Origin of the sequence: Streptomyces sp. NPDC016562 (genome assembly GCF_043076955.1) — a bacterium.
Taxonomy (GTDB): domain Bacteria; phylum Actinomycetota; class Actinomycetes; order Streptomycetales; family Streptomycetaceae; genus Streptomyces.
Genome location: NZ_JBIBRZ010000003.1, coordinates 266341 through 285167 on the forward strand (window position 1 = coordinate 266341; position 18827 = coordinate 285167).

The following is an 18827-nucleotide window of genomic DNA, read 5'->3' on the forward strand; positions in this document are numbered from 1 at the left end:
CAGTGACCGCCCTGACCGACCGCACCGACGACCGCTGGGACGACGGACTCATCGCACGATCCCGGCCCCAGGTCGCCGGCCGGGAGCCGGGCGACGAGGACGCCGACGCCGCCGACGACGGCGACGAGGGCGACGAGGCGCTCGTCCGGGCCGTCTCCGGCGCGGGCAGCGACGGCGGCAAGTCCACCGCGCCCCCGCTCAGCCCCGAGGGCTACGCCCTGCGGCTGCGCCTCGACGCGCTGCGCCAGCTCGTCGGGCTGTCCCGGACCCGGCTCGACGGCAAGACCCTCGCCGAGGCCGGGCGGGTCCTGGACGAGGCCGCCGCACGCCGCGGGCTGTCCCCGCAGCACACGGTCGTCGCGATCGCCGGCGCCACCGGAAGCGGCAAGTCCACGCTCTTCAATTCACTCGCCGGAGTGCAGATCTCCGAGACCGGACTGCGCCGCCCGACCACCGCGGCGCCCATCGCGTGCAGCTGGTCGGACGGAGCCGCCGGACTGCTGGACCGGTTGGAGATCCCCGGGCGGCTGCGGCGCCGCCCCCGCGAGACCGCGGAGGCGGAGACGCTGCGCGGCATGGTCCTCGTCGACCTGCCCGACCTGGACTCGGCCGTCGGCGCGCACCGGGACCACGTGGACCGCGTCCTGGCGCTGGTCGACGCGGTGGTGTGGGTGGTGGACCCGGAGAAGTACGCGGACGCCGTCCTGCACGAGCGGTACCTGCGGCCGCTGGCCGGGCACGCGGAGGTGACCTTCGTGGTGCTGAACCAGGTGGACCGGCTGCCCGGCGAGTCCGCCGACCTCGTACTGGACGACCTGCGCCGGCTCCTCGACGAGGACGGGATCGCGCTCGGCGAGCACGGCGAGCCGGGGGCCACCGTGCTCGGACTGTCCGCTCTTACGGGTGAAGGCGTGGGGGAACTTCGCGAACTCCTCGCACAGTTCACCCAGGAGAAGGGCGCCGCGACCCGCCGGATCTCCGCCGACGTGGACCGCGCGGCCGTACGCCTGCGGCCGCTCTACGTCGCCGACGGGCACCGCGGGCCCGAGATCGGGGAGGCGGCGCGCGCCGAGTTCGAGGACCGGCTCGCCGAGGCGGTCGGGGCGTTCGCGGCCGGGCTGGCTGCGGAGCGCGCCTGGCGGCGCAACGCCGGCAAGGCGTGCGGGACGCCGTGGCTGCGGCTGTGGCGCTGGTACGAGAGCCGGCGCGCGCCCCGCACCCTGGCGGGCCTGGCCGCCCTGGCGGCCATCGGCAACCGGGGTGCGCCGGCCCAGCCGGCCCCGGTCGAAGAGGAGGTGACCGCACGTCAGCGCGTGGAACAGGCCGTCCGGGCGGTCGCCGACGAGGCGGTCACCGGCCTGCCCGAACCGTGGGCGCAGGCCGTGCGGGAGACCGCGGTGCGCGGCGCGGAACGGCTTCCGGAGGCGCTGGACGAGATCGCGGTGACCCTGGGGGCGGCGGTCGCGGTGCCGAGCGTCAAACCGCCGCGGCCCACGTGGTGGCCGGCGGCGGTGCTCGGCCAGGCGGCCATGACCCTGCTCCAGATCTACGGCGGGCTGTGGCTCGTCGGGCAGATCGCGGGAGTACTGGAGCCGAAGCTGCTGCCGCCCGTGCTCTTGATGGTGGCGGGCATCATCGGCGGGCCGCTCGTGGAATGGGCCTGCTCGATCGCGGCCCGCGGCCCGGCGCGCCGGTACGGGCAGGACGCCGAGCGGAGGCTGCGGCAGGCGGCGGCGGGCTGCGGGCGGGCCCGGGTCCTGGAGCCGGTCGCGGCGGAGCTGCTGCGCTACCGGGAGGTGCGCGAGCAGTACGCCACGGTCGCCGCAGGGGGGACGAGGTTGTCCACAACCCGCCAGTAATCCACAGGCCCGAGCGGGATCCGGCGGCCTGACCCAGCATGGTTCGTAGCTCGTACGGATGGTCCGCGCGGGCACGGAACACGGGGGAGGGCGAGCCGGATGAACGACACCCAGGTGACGCTGGTGGGGTGTGTGGCCACGCGGATCGACTACAAGGACACGGTGAACGGACCGTCGGCGCGGTTCCGGTTCGCGGTGACACCGCGGTACTTCGACAAGCGCACGGAGGCCTGGACCGACGGGACCACCAGCTTCTACACGGTGTGGGCGCGCCGGGCGCTCGCGGTGAACCTCGCCGGTTCCGTATCGGTCGGTGAACCGCTCGTGGTCCACGGCAGGCTGCGCGTGCGGGAGGACCCGCCCGACGGCGAGGGCAAGCGCTGGATCTCCGCGGAGATCGACGCGACCGCCATCGGGCACGACCTGAACCGCGGGACGGCCGCGTTCCGGCGCGTGGTGAAGACCGACACACCGCTGATGGCCACTCAGAAGGCGGCGGTGGTCTGAGTGTTCGAGGCGGATAGGATTCCCCGGTACTCACGGGCACCTGGGTCTTTGGCCCGAAGGGGAAGACTGTGTCGATTGCCGTTCCCGCATCCTCCGCTCCTCAATCCGCTCCTGGCTCCGCTCCTGTCCCTGCTCCTGGTCCTGCTCCGGCGCCGAGATCCGCGCTCGCGCCCGCGCTCGAACCACCTGCCGCGGCCCGGAGCTCCGCGCGCCGGCCGCTGGCGGTGGCGCTGCTGGCCGCGGCCCTCACCGCCGCGCCGGGAGCGACGGCGGCCGCCGACTCCGACGCGGTGGCGGCCAGGTCCCCGGAGGGCGCGAGCGCCGTGCTGGACGGGCTGAAGACGTACGGGCAGGCGGTCCTCCACGCCGGGGACGGCTCGGTCCGCACCATCCCCGCCGGGCTCTACGAGATGCGGGTCGACGGCGGCGGCATGCTCCAGACGTACGGGGTCGGGGTGGCGGGCAACGCCCAGCCGCAGGCCCGGTACACCGAGAGCGGCTGGAGCGGCAGCCCGCTCGCCGGAAACCGGGAGGCGGGCCGGATCCGCTGGGTCCTGGAGCACTCCTACCCGCAGCTGAACGATCTGGCCGGGCTCGCCAAGGCGGCCGGGGCCGGGGCGCTGACCGCGCAGAGCGCGGCCGCAGGCACCCAGGTGGCGATCTGGCGGCTCGCGGACGGCGTCAAGGTCGAGGCCGCCGACCCGGCGGCGGAGAAGCTGGCCGACTACCTCCAGCGGGAGGCGGGACAGCTGCCGGAGCCGCCGTCCTCGCTGGGGCTGGACCCCGGCGCCGTGTCGGGGCCGGTCGGCACCCGGCTCGGCCCGGTGACCGTGCGGACCGGGGCGCGGAGCGTCTCGGTGATCCCGGACGCGGCGGCCGTCGCGATGGGGGTGCGGGTGGTGGACGCGGCGGGGCAGCCGCTCGACACCGCCGTCAACGGCACCCGGCTGTACTTCGAGGTGCCGCCCGGTACCCCGGACGGGACGGCCTCGGTCACCGTGCAGGGCGCGACCAAGGTGCCGGTCGGGCGGGTCTTCACCAGCGGGGTGCCCGCCCAGGCGCAGATCGTGGCCGGCTCCAGCGAGTCCGCGGCCGCCGCCACGGCCACGGCGGCCTGGCCGCCGGCCCCCGCACCCGAGGCGGCCCCCGCCTCGGGCACGACCTCCGGGACGGGCACGGTGGCACTCGGCGCGCAGGCCGCGACCGCCTCGCTGACCACCCCGGAGGAGGAGCGCCTGGCGACCAGCGGCAGTTCGGCGGCCACCCCGGTCATCGCCTCCCTGGCGGTGGGCCTGGTGGTCCTGGGCGGCCTGGTGGTCCTGCTGCTCCGCAAGCGCCCGCTGGAGGGTGAGGACGAGGCGTAGGCCGTAGGGCCGGAAGGCCGAGGGGCCCGATTCGGATCCGCCGACCGGGGTATGGGCAGGAAATGGCTGATCAAGAACTGACCTTGCCCGGCGTCCTCGCGCGATGGGACCGAGGGCTGTTCGACGCGGTGGCCCGGCGGCACTGGCCCGGGGCCGACCGGGTGCTGCCCCGGCTCGGCCGCGCCGCGAACCACGGCGTGCTGTGGGGCGGGGCCGCCGCGGCGATCACCGTCTTCGGATCGGCCCGGGCCCGCAAGGCCGCCGTGCGCGCAGTGGCCTCGCTGGCGCTGGCCTCCGCCACCATCAACACCGTCGGCAAGTGGTCCGTACGCCGGCCGCGGCCGCTGCTGGACGGCGTGCCCGCGGTGCGGCAGCTGGCCACGCAGCCGCAGACCACCTCCTTCCCGTCAGGGCACTCCGCCTCGGCCTTCGCCTTCGCCGCCGGGCTGGCGCTGGAGTCCCCGGCGCTGGGCGCCGCGCTCGCCCCGGTGGCCGCCTCGGTGGCGTTCTCCCGGGTCTACACCGGCGTCCACTACCCCTCCGACGTGCTCACCGGCGCGGCGCTGGGGGTGGCGGCCGCGTTGGTCGTACGCCGGCTCGCCCGGGACGTGCAGGAGGCCCGGGTGGTGCCCGGTGACGAGCGGGCGGCCCGCGGGGCGCCCGCGCTGCCCGACGGGGCGGGGCTCACGGTCGTGGTCAACACCGGGTCGGGGTCGGCCGCGATCGCGGGGCTCGACGTCCTGCGCGCCCGGCTCCCCAAGGCCGAGGTCATCGAGTGCGAGCCCGCCGAGGTGGCGCCCGCGCTGGCGGAGGCCGCCTCGCGGGCCACCGTGCTCGGGGTCTGCGGCGGCGACGGCACGATCAACGCGGCCGCCACCGCCGCCCTGCGGGCCGGGGTACCGCTGGCCGTGTTCCCCGGCGGCACCCTCAACCACTTCGCCATGGACCTCGGCCTCCTCGGCCCCGAGGACACCTGCCGCGCGGTGGCCGACGGGCACGCCGTCCGCATCGGCGTGGGCCGCTTCTCCCCGGGGCCCGGGGGAGAGCCCGGCTACTTCGTGAACAACTTCAGCATCGGTGCGTACCCGGAGCTGCTGGGCCACCGGCTGCGCTGGGGTCCGCGCATCGGCGGCGGCCCGGCCGCGCTGCTGGCGGCCTGGCGGGTGCTGCGCGCCGAGCGGCCCGTAAGGCTGCGGCTGGCCGGACGGCCCCGGAGCGTATGGCTGCTCTTCGCGGGCAACGGCACCTACCACGGCACCGGCCCCACCCCCCGCCGCCGTGACAGCCTCGGCGAGGGCCTGCTGGACCTGCGGCTCGTCTACGGCGGCGGCCGGCCCGGACCCCGCCTGCTGGCCGCCGCCCTCGCCGGCCCCCTGAGCCGCTCGCCGGTCCACACCGCCACCCGCCTGCGCAGCCTGCGCCTCGCGGACATCCCGCCGGGCACGCCGCTCGCCTACGACGGGGAGTACGCCGAGGCCCCGCCCTCCCTGGTCCTCGACGAGCTCCCCGACGCCCTCACGGTCTACCGGCCCCGCTGACTCCGGGCTCCTGACTCCTGGCTCCTGGCTCCCGCGCCCTGGCCGCCTCCCCGCGGTCAGGGCGCAGAAGTCGCCGGCGTGGAGTTGGCCGACGCGGCCGGGCGGTCCTCCACCCCGAGATCGGCCCTCATCGCGCCGAGCATCCTCTCCCATTGCTCCCAGATCCGGGCGAAGTCCCCGCGTATCTCGTCGAACGACCCGTCCGGATCGGGCTCGCCCTCCTCCAGGCACATGATCCGGCGGTAGGTCTCCGACAGTGACTTCGTCATGTCGTTCAGCTCGGCCAGGACCGCCCCGGACGCCACCATCTGCGCCTCGGCCAGGACGGAGTGGTGATCACGCCGGGCCTCCTCGACCGTCTCCCTCGCCTCCGCCGTCACCGCGCCCTTGTGCACGGTCCAGAGGAAGTTCAGGAGGTGGGTGCGATAGCGGCGGATGGCCGCGTTGGCGTTCGTGTAGCCCTCGCGCCGACGGGTCAGCTCGACCACCCGCTGCTCCCGTAGCCACTGGGTTTCGGCCACCTGTTGCTGCCGGGTGAACTGTTCCGCCTGCACGCGCGCCGTGAGGCGCTGCGACAGGACGGACGCGACGAGCGTGCCGGTGACTCCCACCACCGCCGCCGCCAATCCGATGAGCGCGCTTCCCACTGAACCCCCTGGCCGACCGAAACCGTCATGTCAGCGGCATCCTGCCCCGCGGTGCGCCGCCCGCGTGCGGATTTCGGGAGGCACCGGCCGCGCCGCAGCTCAACGCCTCTGACCTACCCATTCGCCCGTGGGTATGGACGTCAGGCAAGATGGGGTGTATCTGCCCACCATCGATCTGCCGGACGGTTTCTCTTGGCTGAGTACATCTACACCATGCGCAAGACGCGCAAGGCGCACGGTGACAAGGTGATCCTTGACGATGTCTTCCTGAACTTCCTGCCGGGGGCGAAGATCGGCGTTGTCGGCCCGAACGGCGCCGGCAAGTCCACCGTCCTCAAGATCATGGCGGGCATCGAGCACCCGTCCAACGGCGACGCCTTCCTCTCGCCGGGTTACTCCGTCGGCATCCTCATGCAGGAGCCCAAGCTCGACGAGTCCAAGACGGTCCTGGAGAACGTCGAGGACGGCGTCGCCGAGATCAAGGGCAAGCTCAACCGGTTCAACGCGATCGCCGAGGAAATGGCGACGAACTACACCGACGAGCTGATGGAGGAGATGGGCAAGCTCCAGGACGACCTGGACCACGCCAACGCGTGGGACCTCGACGCCCAGCTGGAGCAGGCCATGGACGCCCTGGGCTGCCCGCCCGGCGACTGGCCGGTCACCAACCTCTCCGGTGGCGAGAAGCGCCGCGTGGCGCTCTGCAAGCTGCTGCTGGAAGCCCCCGACCTGCTGCTCCTCGACGAGCCCACCAACCACCTCGACGCCGAGTCCGTGAACTGGCTGGAGCAGCACCTGGCCCAGTACAAGGGCGCCGTCGTGGCCGTCACCCACGACCGGTACTTCCTCGACAACGTCGCCGAGTGGATCCTGGAGCTCGACCGCGGCCGCGCCCACCCCTACGAGGGCAACTACTCCACCTACCTGGAGAAGAAGGCCGAGCGCCTCAAGGTCGAGGGCAAGAAGGACGAGAAGCGCGCCAAGCGCCTCAAGGAAGAGCTGGAGTGGGTCCGCTCCAACGCCAAGGGCCGCCAGGCCAAGTCCAAGGCCCGCCTCGCCCGCTACGAGGAGATGGCGGCCGAGGCCGACAAGATGCGCAAGCTCGACTTCGAGGAGATCCAGATCCCGCCGGGCCCGCGCCTGGGCTCGATCGTGGTCGAGGTCAACAACCTCTCGAAGGCGTTCGGCGACAAGGTCCTCATCGACGACCTGTCCTTCACGCTGCCGCGCAACGGCATCGTCGGCATCATCGGCCCGAACGGCGCCGGCAAGACCACGCTGTTCAAGATGATCCAGGGCCTGGAGGCACCGGACTCCGGCGAGATCAAGGTCGGCGAGACCGTCAAGATCTCGTACGTGGACCAGGGCCGCGCCAACATCGACCCCAAGAAGTCCCTCTGGGCGGTCGTGTCGGACGAGCTGGACTACATCAACGTCGGCAACGTCGAGATGCCCTCCCGCGCGTACGTCAGCGCGTTCGGCTTCAAGGGCCCGGACCAGCAGAAGGCCGCCGGCGTGCTCTCCGGTGGTGAGCGCAACCGCCTGAACCTCGCGCTCACCCTCAAGCAGGGCGGCAACCTGCTGCTCCTCGACGAGCCCACCAACGACCTCGACGTCGAGACCCTGGGCTCGCTGGAGAACGCGCTCCTCGAATTCCCCGGTGCGGCTGTGGTCGTCTCCCACGACCGCTGGTTCCTGGACCGCGTCGCCACGCACATCCTGGCGTACGAGGGCGAGTCCAAGTGGTTCTGGTTCGAGGGCAACTTCGAGTCGTACGAGAAGAACAAGGTCGAGCGGCTCGGCCCGGACGCCACCCGTCCGCACCGCGCCACCTACAAGAAGCTCACGCGAGGCTGAGGCAGCGGTCATGGCCAGACACCACTACCGGTGCCCCCTGCGCTGGGCGGACATGGATGCCTTCGGGCACGTCAACAACGTCGTCTTCCTCCGTTATCTGGAGGAGGCGCGGATCGACTTCATGTTCCGCCTCGCGCCGGGGGAGGGCAGCGAATCGTTCACGGGCGGCTCCGTCGTGGCCCGTCACGAGATCGACTACAAGCTGCCCCTCGTGCACCGTCACGAGCCGGTCCTCATCGAGTCCTGGGTGACCCGGATAGGCGCCGCCTCGCTGACCATCCGCTACGAGGTCAAGGACGAGGCGACCGCGGACGCGCCCGAGACGGTCTACGTGCGCGCCGAGACCGTGGTCGTGCCCTACGACCTCGCCGCGGGGCGGCCCCGCCGCATCACGGCCGAGGAGAGGCGCTTCCTGGAGGAGTACATGGACGCGCCCGAGGTCCGGCACGGCTCCGAAGGGCGCCTCGCGGCATGAACGAGCAGCTGCACTTCGCCGACTCCGGGGAGGCGGCGGACCTCGCCGCCTTCCTGGGGCGGCTGGTGCACTACGACCGCGCCGCCGCGGTCCGCCTTCAGGCGGGGGGCGGCGCGGTCGCCGTTTTCGGGCGGCCGCCGTCCTTCGACGTCCTGGCCGTCCGCACGGTGCGGCTCGCCGCACCCGTCGCGGCGCCGCTGGACGTGACCGTGTCCGCCGGTGAGCTGCTGGAGTCGGTGGACGAGGCCACGGCCGCCGTCACCGTGCCCCGCGCGGTCACCGGACCGCCCTGGACCGGGGTGCTCCCGCCGCGCGGGGGCTGGCGGCAGCTCGCGGGGCTGCCCGGCCCCGAGGCCATGGGACGGGCTGTGGCGGCCGCCGTCGCCGAGTTCCGGGCCCGTGACGAGGCGCTGCCCCCGCAGCACCGGACCCGCTCCGAACGCGACCGCATCGGCCGCGAGATCTGGTCCCGCTGCCTGGGCGACACCGAGCTCCCGCTGCGCGCCGTGCACGCGGCGCACTCCCTGGGCTTCCTGCGGCCGGTACGGGCCACCGTGGCCGCCCCCGCGTCCGCCGCCCCCGCGCCCGCCGGGCCCGAGCCGCTGGCGCTGCTCGCCGCCGGGAGCTGGCTGCGGCTGCGCACCCCGTACGGTTCGGTCGCCACCCGTCGCCCCGGCGCCACCGGCGGCCTGGGCGCCTTCCAGGTCCGGCCGGTCTGAACCGGCGGCCCCCCGGCCTCCCGAACCGCCGCCCCCCGGGTCCGTCCGACGTCTAGTCCGCCGTGTTGATCATCGACGCGGCGGCGTACGTCAGGTACTTCCACAGCTGCGCTTCGAGCTCCGGCGCCAGGCCCAGCTCGTCCACCGCGACCCGCATGTGCTTCAGCCACGCGTCATGGGCCGCCGCGTCCACGCGGAACGGTGCGTGCCGCATCCGCAGGCGCGGGTGGCCGCGATGCTGGCTGTAGGTGGTGGGACCGCCCCAGTACTGCATCAGGAACAGGGCGAACCGCTCCTCGGCGGGCCCCAGGTCCTCCTCCGGGTACATCGGGCGCAGCAGCGGGTCCTGCGCGACCCCCTCGTAGAAACGCCGGACGAGGCGGCGGAAGGTGTCCTCGCCGCCCACCAGCTCGTAAAAGGTCTGCTCCTGAAGCGTGCCCCGCGGAATCTCATTCACCCGACCATCGTCTCAGACGCCCGGACGGAGGACCCGAGTCCTAGGACCCCTCCCCGGCCCCGCCCGGGCTCGCATGCGCGGGCCGCCCGCAGGACAGTGGAGGCATGGGCGCACACACCTTTCGCACCACCCCCCGCACCGGGATCAGGGACCTGCGGGAGACCGCGCACGCCGCCCAGGTACGGGAGCTGGCCGCCGCCGGAGTGCTGGAGGACCCACGCTGGCGGGCGGCCTTCGAAGCCGTGCCCCGGCACGTCTTCGTGCCCTACTTCTGGACCGGCCGCGGCGCCGGTCACGAACGGCTCTGGGCCGAGGACCCCGACCCGGAGCGCCGGGCCCGCTGGCTGCGCGGCGTCTACGTGGACACCCCCCTCGCCACCCGGCTGCGCGACGGCCGCCTGGTCTCCTCCAGCAGCCAGCCCTCGCTGATGGCGAAGATGCTGGCGGCGCTCGACGTACGCGACGGCGACGACGTCCTGGAGATCGGCGCGGGCACCGGATACAACGCGGCGCTGCTCTGCCACCGGCTCGGCGACGAGCACGTCACCACCGTGGACCTGGACGAGGAGATCACCGAGTCGGCCCGGACGCACCTGGCCCGGCTCGGCTACCACCCGGCCGTGGTCACCGGGGACGGGGCGCGCGGCTGCCCCGCGCGAGCCCCCTTCGACCGGATCATGGTGACCTGCACGCTGCCGCTGATCCCGCACGCCTGGCTCGCCCAGTGCCGGCCGGGGGCCCGGATCCTGGCCCCGCTGTCAACGGGGCTGATCGCGCTCACGGTGCGGGACGCCGACTTCGCCGAGGGCCGCTTCCTGCACACGCCGGCGTACTTCGTCCCGCTGCGCGGGGCCACGGCGCAGCCACCGCCCGACCCGGCCGACCCGGCGCACGGGCTTCCGTACGAGCTGGTGGAGAACGAGCGCTTCCAGTTCATGCTCGTGCTGACCGCGGGCGTCCTGCACCCCCGCGAGGCCCTGGACCTGTGGCGCGGCGAGGGCCGGCCGGCCCGCGAGCGCTTCGGGGTGACGGTCGGCCCCGGCGGCCAGTGGGCGTGGCTCGACGACCCCCAGGGGCCCTACGTGTGGCCCCTGGGCGAGGCGTGAATCAGCCGCGGCGGATGGTGATCGTGGTCCAGGCGCCCACGTGGACGCGGTCGCCGTCGGCGAGCGGGACGGGCACGTAGGGCTGGATCGGCTCCTCGCCGCCGTTGATCGTGGTGCCGTTGGTGGAGTTCTGGTCCACCACCGCCCAGCTGAGGTCGGGCTGCTGGACGAGGACCGCGTGCTGGTGGGAGACGCCCGGGTCCTCCGGGGGCACCGACAGGTCGATGTCGGGGGACTCGCCCGTGGAGGCGCGGCGCCGGCCGATGGTGATCTGGCCGCCGGACAGCGCGAGGTGCTGCTCCGGGGAGTACGCGGGCAGGTTGAGCCCGGCCGCCTCGGGGCCGCTGCGCTGCATCATCGCCATGAAGTACGAGCGGTCGGGGCCGATCGTCGCACTCCAGGCACCGCCCTGGGGCGGGAGGGGCTGCTGGTGCTGCGGAGGCTGCTGGTGGGACGGCTGCTGCTGCGAAGGCTGCTGCTGGTACGCGGGCTGCTGCTGGTACTGCTGCGGCTGCGGGGGCTGCTGCTGGTACTGCGGCTGCGGAGGCTGCTGGTACTCGTGCGCCGGCTCGGATGCGGGCGGCGGCAGCAGCCAGTCGTCCTCGCGCTGGAGCGGCTCGGCCGGGCGGTTGACCCGGGACGGCCGGGAGCCCTGGTACTCGAAGTGGTCCTGCGCGTAGTTCCCGGGAGCGGGCACGGGCGGCGGCGGAGGGGGCGGCGGCGGGCCGCCGGCGCCGGTCCCCTGGGGCGCGTGGTCCGGGACCGGCGGGGCGTAGGAGGTCGGCGTGCGCGTCAGGAAGTTGTACCGGCACTCCTCGCAGAACGGGGCCATGGCCTCGCGCGGGGTCCGGCACTGCGGGCAGAGCTCGGCCTGGGCGGTCGGCTCACCGGCGGCCGGGGGGTAGCCGTAGCCGTAGGAGGGCGCCGCGGGCGCGCCCGCCGGGGCGGCCATGCGGTGGCCGCAGACATCGCACCAGTCGTCGGAGGCGGACTGGTGCCCGTTCGGGCAGGTCGGCATGGCGGCGCTTCCCCCTTCTTCTCCCTGCGTCATCGCGTCAGGTCTTCTCAGGTCTTCTTCACTCGGACGGTCTGTGTCGAACGCGTTTCAAGAGTCATCTCGTCGGCATCGGCGACCTTCGCTTTCAGCCGCACAGTACCCGCAGCCGCGTCGACGACATCCACCACCTTCGCGAGGAGTTTCGCGGTGTCGGCGTTTCCGGAGGCGCTCGCCAGCTGAACGGCCCGGCCGAGCCTGGCCGTGGCCCCGTCCACATCGCCCAGTTTGCGGGCTTCCAGTCCCAGCTGGATGGCCTGCGCCAGCTCCGCCTGCCCTGTGTAGTGCGCGACCTGCGGGTTGATGGCGGTGGAGGCGGCCAGATCGTTCGTCCACACCGCGCGCACCAGGCCCTGGGCGAGGACGGCCGCGGGCTCGCCCGCCGCGCCCGGCAGTACGAGCGAGGCGCGGGCGGCGAGCATCTCCTGGCCCACGGCCGCGCTCGGCACCCGCACGCACACGTGGTACTCGCGGGACTCGTCGCCCCACGACCCGGTCGGGTAGTCACCGGCCCGCGGGCCCGCCTGCGTACGGCGCTCCGTCAGGTCCTGGACGGCCGGTGCGACCTGCTTGACGTACTGGATCTCCACGCCGACCGGGGTCCACAGGCGCAGCGCGACGTCCGCGACCTCCTTGCCCATGACGTTCTCCATCATGCGCGTGAAGTCCTCGGTGAGGTGGGCCGGGTCGGCCACGATGTCGGCGGAGCCGAGCAGCGCGCTCGCGATCCCGGTGACCTCCTTGACCTCCCAGTCGGTGCCCACCCCGCGTGCGTCGCAGGTGAAGCGGCCCGCGCAGGCGTCGAGGGTGGCCCGCAGGGACTCCGGCTCCTCGTGCTCGTTGCGGCCGTCGGTGAGCAGGATGCCGTGCCGGATGACGGCGGGTGCCTGGCGCAGCAGGCCGTCGGCGAGGCGCAGCCACGTACCGATCGCGGTGCCGCCGCCGGAGCTCAGCCCGCGCAGGGCCTCCTTGGCCTGCGCGCGGGTGGCCGGGCCGGCCACGGCGAGGCGGCCCTGGCCCGGGTAGACCTCCTTGGCCACGTGCGTACCGGCGATCACGGCGAAGGAGGTGCCGTCGCGCAGGGTGTCGATGGCGGCGGCCGTGGCCTCGCGGGCGCCGCGCATCTTGTCCGGCGGGTACTCCATGGACCCCGAGCAGTCGACCATGATCACAACCGCTGCCGAGCCGTCGACGGGCGTGGCACGGGTGGCGGTGGCGCCGCCGGTGGAGGTGACCGTGACGATGGCGTGGACGTCGCGCCCGCCCTCGGGGAGGAACTCGTTCTGGTACACCTCCACGCTGAACCGCGGGGCGCTCGGCTTGGCGAAGTTCGCCATCGGTGGGACTCCTAGGGCTTGGGCAGGCGGGTCAGACCTACGGGCGCGCTTCCGGTTGTGCTGCCGGGCGCGGCTCCGCTTCCGGTCCCGGTTCCTGCTCGGGGTGCGCGGCGAACGGCACGATCGCCACAGTGACGTTGTCGTGTCCGCCGCCGTCGAGGGCGTGTCCCACCAGTACCTGCGCGCTGTGCAGCGGGCGGGTGGCGGCGTCCGCGGGCAGCACCTGGGCCATCTCCCGCGCGGACTCGGCGTAGTTCCACAGGCCGTCGGTGCAGACCACGATCACGCCGGGGTGGTCCGGCTTGAAGGTCGCCGTGTGCGGTTCGAGGTCGTACGCGTCCGCGCCCAGCCAGCCGGTGATCGCGTGCGCGCGGACGTCCGCGTAGGCCTCGGCCTCGCCCATCAGGCCGGCGGCGACCATCTGGGCGGCCCACGAGTCGTCCTCGGTGAGGCGGCGGGGCAGGGCGGCGCGGTCGTCGGGCACCCAGTACGCACGGCTGTCGCCCACCCAGCCGATGGTCAGCAGGCCGCCGCTGACGACGGCGCCGACCAGGGTGCAGGCGGGGGCGTTCTGCGCGCCGGGGACCTCCGGGGCCAGCGCGTTCACCGCGGCGGCCGCGGCCAGGATCGCCTCGTGCATGGCCTCCTGCGGGTGCGCCCCGCGCGGAAGCGCGTCGAGCAGCGCCTCGTTGGCGGCGCCGGCCGCGGCGGCCGACGCCTCGTCGGGGCGGCTCGCGGAGGAGACGCCGTCGCAGACGATCGCCACCGTGGCGGCGGAGCCGTCGGGCAGGGCGGTGGCCGACACGGCGAACGAGTCCTCGTTGCGGTGGTGACGCAGCCCCCGGTCGCTGACGGCCGCGACGCTCCCGAGCTCCTCCTCCAGGTGGTCACGCTCCCGGGGCTGCGCGTGCCCGCAGTGCTCGCAGTACCCGTCGGGGTCCACGTGACCGGCCCGGCAGGCGACGCAGGTCCTCCCGCCGCCGCCCTGCGGGGGCTCGGCCGGGGCGGTGGGCCCGCCGGATGCGACGGGGTGGCCGCCGGGGGCGCTCTCTCCGCTGTCGTACAGGCCTTCGGCGGCGCCCCAGGGAGCCCCGCCCGAAGGAGTGCCCGAAGGAGTGCCCGGAGAGGTCCCGTCCGGGGGAGTTCCGCCGCCGGGCAGGTCGTACCGAGCCTGGGGGCCGTCGGGAGCCGCGCCGTACGGGTGCTGCGCGGCGCCCCACGGGGTTCCCTCCGGCGGCGTGCCGGGGCCGCCGTACGGGTTCTCGTGGCCGGCGGCCGCGTACGGGGCCTGGGCGACGGGCACGGCCTCCGGCTCGGGCGCAGGCGCAGGCGCGGGCGTCGGCTCCGGCTCGGGCGCGGGCTCCGGCGGGGTGGCGGCCCAGCCGCCCGGCTCGCCGACCAGCGTCGGCGCGGCCGCCGCGACGCTGCCCCAGCCGGGGGCGGGCTCGGCGCCGGTGCGGGAACCGCCCGCGGCCGGGGCCCCGTAGCCGCCCGCGGCGACCGGTGACGCCGGCGGGGACGGGGGAGCCGGCGGAGCCGTCGGGAGGGGGACGGTCGGGTGGTCCACCGCCGCGGCCGGGGGAGGAGTGGTCACGGCGTAGCCGCAGACGCCGCAGAAACGGTCACCCTCCTCCAGGGGTTCCGCGCAGCTGGGGCAGCCCGACAGCCGATGCATCGACATCAATCACACCCACGTCCGGGGACGGAAACGGTTTGCCCGCTCCACCAGTTCGATCCTCTCCTCGCCACGCCGGGCCAGCCGTGCGAGCACGCGGTACGAGCGCTCCAGTCCGAAGCGCAGGCCCCGCTCGTCCAGTTGACTGCCGAGCAGCGAGGTCCGGCCGGGGTCGGAACCCCGGCTACCCGACAGTACCCAGTCCAGGGCCGCGCCCAGAACCTCCGTGGCGAGACGCTCCTGGCGTTCGGGGTCCAGCCCGAACCGGCGCAGGGCCTCCACCTGGTCGGCGGCGGCCGCCAGGTCGGCCAGCAGCGGCTCCTCAGGGGACCGGTCGCGCAGACGTGCGCGTACGGCGGCCACCCGCGCGGCGGTGTAGTGGATGGACGCCTCGGGCACGGACTCCAGCGTGCGCACGGCCGCGTCCCGGTCACCGGCGGCCAACTGGACCCGGGCCAGCCCGAAGGCCGCGCTCACGAATCCCGGGTCGGTGATCCACACCAGGCGGTAGTACTCGGCGGCGTTGTCCAGCTGACCCAGCACCTCCGCGCACACCCCGAGGGCCAGCTTCGGCGCGGGCTCGCCCGGGAAGGCGTCGTAGATCGCGTCGAAGGACAGGGCGGCCACCTCGTCGTCCCCGGTGGCCAGCGAGGCGATGCCGCGGGCCCACACCACCCGCCAGTCGTCGGGGTGGCGGTCCTCCAGCTCCGTCAGGGTCCGGGAGGCCGCGGCCAGTTCGCCCAGCTCCAGGCGCGCCCGGAGCTCCCGCAGCCGCAGCTCCGCCGAATCGGGGGCGGGCGCCGCGCCCAGCGCGCCCAGCAGCTCGCCCGGCGCGGAGGACAGCAGGCCGGTCAGGAAACCGGCGTTCGGGTCGCCCGCGTCCACCAGCGGTACGGGCAGGGCCAGCGCGGTGTCACGGGCGGTCGCCCCCGCGAGGGCCAGCGGGGACACGGGTGACGGTCCGTCGCCAAGGGCGGAGCCCGCTCCCTTGCCCGTGGCCGTGGCCGTGGCCGGAGCCGGAGCCGACGGCGGCAGCGGGCCCGCCGGCGCGGGCCGCGGACCGGGCACCGGGGCGCCCGCCACGTGCGTGGCCGCGCTCCCGAGCGCGGGCAGCGGCGCCCCGGCGGGATGCCCGGGCGGGAGCGGCGTCGCGGGCGCCCCGGGGAGGGGCGCGGCGCCCGGTGTCCAGGAGCCGGGGGCCGCCGCGGGCAGGGCCGCGCCGCCCGGGTCCGCGGGCAGGGCCGTCCCGGCGGGCGCGGGGGCCCCGGTCGCCGTCCGGCCGCGGCCCAGCGCGCCGAGGAGCCCGCCGCCGCGCCGGGGGGCGGGCGTGCGGTAGCCCAGGCGGGACACGGCCGTTCCCGCCGCGTCGGCGAACAGCCGGGTGTCCGGGACGCGCAGTTCCGGACCGAAGAGGGTCGACAGCTGCGGCCGCGGCCGGCCCGTCTGGAGGGCAACCACCTCCCGCAGCACGCCCGTCAGCTGGTCCGCCATCTCCTGCGCGGAGGCGAACCGCCGCCCCGGGTCCGGGTCGGTCGCCCGCACCAGCAGCCGGTAGAAGGACTCGTACCGTCTGAAGACCTCGATGTGCTCCGGGTCCGGCAGCGAATCCACGAAGACGTTGGTGTAGCCCTGGAAGTCGAAGGTGAGCACGGCCAGCGTCCGCGCCACGGTGTAGAGGTCGGAGGCGACCGACGGGCCCAGCTCGGCGACCTCCGGTGCCTGGTAGCCCACCGTGCCGTAGATGGCCGACTCCACGTCGTCCATCCGCCGCACCGCGCCCATGTCGATCAGCTTCAGCTGGTCCTGCTGCTGGATCGCGTTGTCGACCTTGAAGTCGCAGTACAGAAGGTTTCTGCTGTGCAGGTGGCCGAGCGCCTCCAGCGCCTCGATGCCGTAGGCGCACGCCTGCTCCACCGGCAGCGGGTCACGCCGCCCGTCCGGCCGGCGCCGCTCGTTCGCGATCTCCTTCAGCGACTTGCCGCCGACGTACTCCATGACGATGTAGCCGTCCAGCGAACCGGTCCGCTGGTCCAGGTGCTCCACGAAGTTGTAGATCCGCACGATGTTGGAGTGCTCGATCTCCGCGAGGAAGCGCCGCTCCGAGATCGCGGCCTCCATCGCGTCCTGGTCCCCGGTGTCCAGCAGGCCCTTGAGCACCACCCACCGGTTCGCGACCGCGCGGTCCACCGCCAGGTACACCCAGCCCAGCCCGCCGTGCGCCAGGCAGCCCGCCACCTCGTACTGACCGCGCACCACGTCACCGGCGTTCAGCTTGGGCACGAAGGAGTACGGGTGCCCGCACTTGGTGCAGAACCCCTCCGTCCGGCCCGGCCGGTCGCCGCGGGCCCGGCCCACCGGAGCCCCGCAGTCCGAGCGCGAGCAGAACCGCTTGCGCTCCGGCACCTCCGGGTTGTCCAGGACCGCCGTCGAGGGGTTCGGCCGCGGCACCTCCGGCACGGTGACCAGCCCGGCCCCCAGCCGGCTGCGCCCCGAGGACGAGGCCGAGCCCGAACTGCGCACCGACACCGAACGGGTGGACGCGGTCCCCGACAGGGCCCGGGACAGCCGCCCCGACACCGAGCGGCGGGAGGTGGAGGACCGCGAGGAGCGGGCCGAGGCCGAGGAGCGCGCCGAACCGTGGGAGCCCTGCGACCCCCGGGATCCGCGGGACCCGCCGGAGCCCAGTGAGCCGCGGGCCGCGCTCGTCATCCCGGTCGGCGGCGACACCAGCTCCTCCGCGCCCGCCGAGACCGCGCCGACCGGCGCCAGGCCGCACGTGTCGCAGTACAGCTCGCCGCCGCCCATGTCCTCGTACGCCCCCGGGCAGCCGGGACGCACGCACGTGGTCGCGATCAGGCTCATGCGTCCTCCTTCCCCGGCCCGTCGGGCCGCTGTTCCTCGTCGTGCGGCTGCTCGGGCCGCTGGTCCTGCGGTCGGGGCTGCTGCGGAGCCAGGGACTCCGCCGCCGCCTGCTGGTAGCGCAGCACCGCCTGCTCGGCGGCCCGCAGGTCGCAGGGCGCGCTCCACAGCATCCGCCGGGCCGTGTCGTACCGCTCGATCAGCAGCGGGTCCTCCGCCAGACCGTGCCGGGCCACCTTCGCCTTGTACGCGTCCAGGCGCCCGCGCAGCTCGGCCCGAACCGCCAGCGGAGCCGTCACCGCGGTCAACGATTCACGGGCCCGGCGCAGTTCCTCCTCGGCCCGCTCCTCCAGGGACTCCAGCAGCGGTGAGAGCCGGTGCCAGCGGGAGTGGCGCCGGTGCTCGGCCGCCGCCGCGAGCTGCTCCTGCAGGACCGTCGGCGGTCCGCTCACCGCGGGCACCTCCGACGCGGCGATCTTCGCCAGCACCTCGCCGCGTGCCGTCCGCGCCTCCGCCAGGGTCCGGTCGGCCCGCGAGAGCACGTCCCGCAGGCTGATCAGCCGCTGCTCGGAGTCCTGCCGGACGTCCAGCACCGCCTCGACCTCCCGGCGTACGTCCTCCAGCGCGAGCGCGGCCCGGTCGTAACGCCCGGTGTCCGGACGGCCGCCGCCGGGCGCCGAACTGCCCGTCGCCGGAAGCCAGAACGCCAGCGGGTCCGCGATCACCTGCTCCCGCAGCAGCGTCAGCTCGGCGGTGATGTCCTCCAGGTCGTCGCCCGAGGGGTGTTCGCCCGGGCGCACGCCCACCGAGTGGGCCAGCGAGCGGGTGCGGTGCAGTTCGGCGGCGAGCAGGTCGATCCGGGCGGGCAGCGTCGACCACACCGCGTCGGCGGCGACCACCACGTCCAGGGAGCTCGCGTACAGCGCGTTCATCCGGGCGACCAGCTCGGCCAGGGAGAGGCGCTCCGCGAGCGCGACGCCCTCCGCCGCGGCCCCGGCGATCAGCACCCCGGGCCCGCGCAGCCGTTCGGTCAGTTCGATCAGGTCGTCGCGGTTCGGCCAGCGGCGCCGCTCGCGGACCTCCCGGGCGGCGGTCAGCGCCCCGCTGTAGGCGTCGAAGTACGTCCACAGCCGGGTGATGTCCGCGTCGGCGGCCGACCACCGCTCCTTGGTCACCCCGGTCAGCGCGGCGCCTTCCAGCAGCCTGCGCCCCGCGTGGTCCTGGAGGGCGAGCAGCGAGGTCTCCACGGCCTCGTGCTCCGCGCCCAGCCGGACCAGGGCGCGGTCGACTTCGTCCCGGTCCATCCATGCCGCCCCCGGCTCCACCGACTGTGCCTCCGCTTCCGCTGCCGCCTCCGTGCCCGCCTGCGTGTC

At 74.7% G+C, this 18827-nt stretch carries 15 protein-coding genes; 8 read left to right on the top strand and 7 right to left on the bottom strand.

Features of this window, described 5'->3' with window-relative positions:
* Positions 1–2 precede the first annotated feature (2 nt).
* The 4 genes from ACF059_RS16345 (at position 3) to ACF059_RS16360 (ending at position 5268) form a co-directional block, all read left to right on the top strand.
* Positions 3–1859, top strand: a complete 1857-nt coding sequence (locus ACF059_RS16345) for a GTPase (protein ID WP_392057216.1) — start codon at positions 3–5, stop codon at positions 1857–1859.
* A 99-nt stretch (positions 1860–1958) separates the two neighbouring features.
* Positions 1959–2366, top strand: coding sequence for a single-stranded DNA-binding protein (locus tag ACF059_RS16350; protein WP_392057219.1), 408 nt, complete (start codon positions 1959–1961; stop codon positions 2364–2366).
* Between the two features lie 224 nt (positions 2367–2590).
* Positions 2591–3730 (top strand): thioester domain-containing protein, encoded by a 1140-nt coding sequence (locus tag ACF059_RS16355; protein WP_392057222.1) that lies wholly within the window; start codon positions 2591–2593, stop codon positions 3728–3730.
* A gap of 62 nt (positions 3731–3792) precedes the next feature.
* On the top strand, positions 3793–5268 hold the full coding sequence (locus ACF059_RS16360) for a bifunctional phosphatase PAP2/diacylglycerol kinase family protein (protein WP_392057225.1): 1476 nt from the start codon (positions 3793–3795) through the stop codon (positions 5266–5268).
* A 56-nt stretch (positions 5269–5324) separates the two neighbouring features.
* Here ACF059_RS16360 and ACF059_RS16365 read toward each other — a convergent pair whose 3' ends face one another.
* Entirely contained in the window at positions 5325–5915 is a 591-nt protein-coding gene (locus ACF059_RS16365; protein ID WP_392057228.1) for a hypothetical protein, read from the bottom strand.
* Positions 5916–6107: 192 nt separating this feature from the next.
* Here ACF059_RS16365 and ettA point away from each other — a divergent pair, with 192 nt between their 5' ends.
* The 3 genes from ettA to ACF059_RS16380 are packed head-to-tail and all read left to right on the top strand — an operon-like array spanning position 6108 to position 8966.
* Entirely contained in the window at positions 6108–7772 is a 1665-nt protein-coding gene (gene ettA / locus ACF059_RS16370) for an energy-dependent translational throttle protein EttA (RefSeq protein ID WP_366866993.1), read from the top strand.
* Between the two features lie 10 nt (positions 7773–7782).
* Entirely contained in the window at positions 7783–8247 is a 465-nt protein-coding gene (locus tag ACF059_RS16375; protein WP_392057231.1) for an acyl-CoA thioesterase, read from the top strand.
* Positions 8244–8966: a hypothetical protein gene (locus ACF059_RS16380; RefSeq protein WP_392057234.1), complete on the top strand. Its 723-nt coding sequence runs from the start codon at positions 8244–8246 to the stop codon at positions 8964–8966. The genes ACF059_RS16375 and ACF059_RS16380 overlap by 4 nt, the downstream gene beginning before the upstream one ends.
* Before the next feature lie 52 nt (positions 8967–9018).
* Here the strand turns inward: ACF059_RS16380 and ACF059_RS16385 are convergent, their stop codons facing one another.
* On the bottom strand, positions 9019–9423 hold the full coding sequence (locus tag ACF059_RS16385; protein WP_360892718.1) for a globin: 405 nt from the start codon (positions 9421–9423) through the stop codon (positions 9019–9021).
* Between the two features lie 104 nt (positions 9424–9527).
* Between ACF059_RS16385 and ACF059_RS16390 the strand changes: the two genes are divergently transcribed.
* Positions 9528–10529: a methyltransferase domain-containing protein gene (locus ACF059_RS16390; RefSeq protein WP_392057237.1), complete on the top strand. Its 1002-nt coding sequence runs from the start codon at positions 9528–9530 to the stop codon at positions 10527–10529.
* 1 nt (position 10530) lies between these two features.
* On the opposite strand, the gene ACF059_RS16395 is transcribed toward ACF059_RS16390, so the two are convergent.
* Genes ACF059_RS16395 through ACF059_RS16415 form a run of 5 tightly spaced genes read right to left on the bottom strand, consistent with a single transcriptional unit; the run spans position 10531 to position 18758 of the window.
* The gene (locus ACF059_RS16395; RefSeq protein ID WP_392057240.1) at positions 10531–11580 is read right to left on the bottom strand and encodes an FHA domain-containing protein; all 1050 of its coding nucleotides are present in this window, start codon (positions 11578–11580) and stop codon (positions 10531–10533) included.
* A gap of 14 nt (positions 11581–11594) precedes the next feature.
* Positions 11595–12920, bottom strand: coding sequence for a VWA domain-containing protein (locus tag ACF059_RS16400; RefSeq protein WP_392057243.1), 1326 nt, complete (start codon positions 12918–12920; stop codon positions 11595–11597).
* A gap of 37 nt (positions 12921–12957) precedes the next feature.
* Entirely contained in the window at positions 12958–14601 is a 1644-nt protein-coding gene (locus ACF059_RS16405; RefSeq protein ID WP_392057246.1) for a protein phosphatase 2C domain-containing protein, read from the bottom strand.
* A 3-nt stretch (positions 14602–14604) separates the two neighbouring features.
* A complete protein-coding gene (locus tag ACF059_RS16410) occupies positions 14605–17448 on the bottom strand; it encodes a tetratricopeptide repeat protein (protein ID WP_392058122.1) in 2844 nt (947 codons plus the stop codon).
* A gap of 5 nt (positions 17449–17453) precedes the next feature.
* Positions 17454–18758: a hypothetical protein gene (locus ACF059_RS16415; protein WP_392057249.1), complete on the bottom strand. Its 1305-nt coding sequence runs from the start codon at positions 18756–18758 to the stop codon at positions 17454–17456.
* Between the last annotated feature and the right edge of the window lie 69 nt (positions 18759–18827).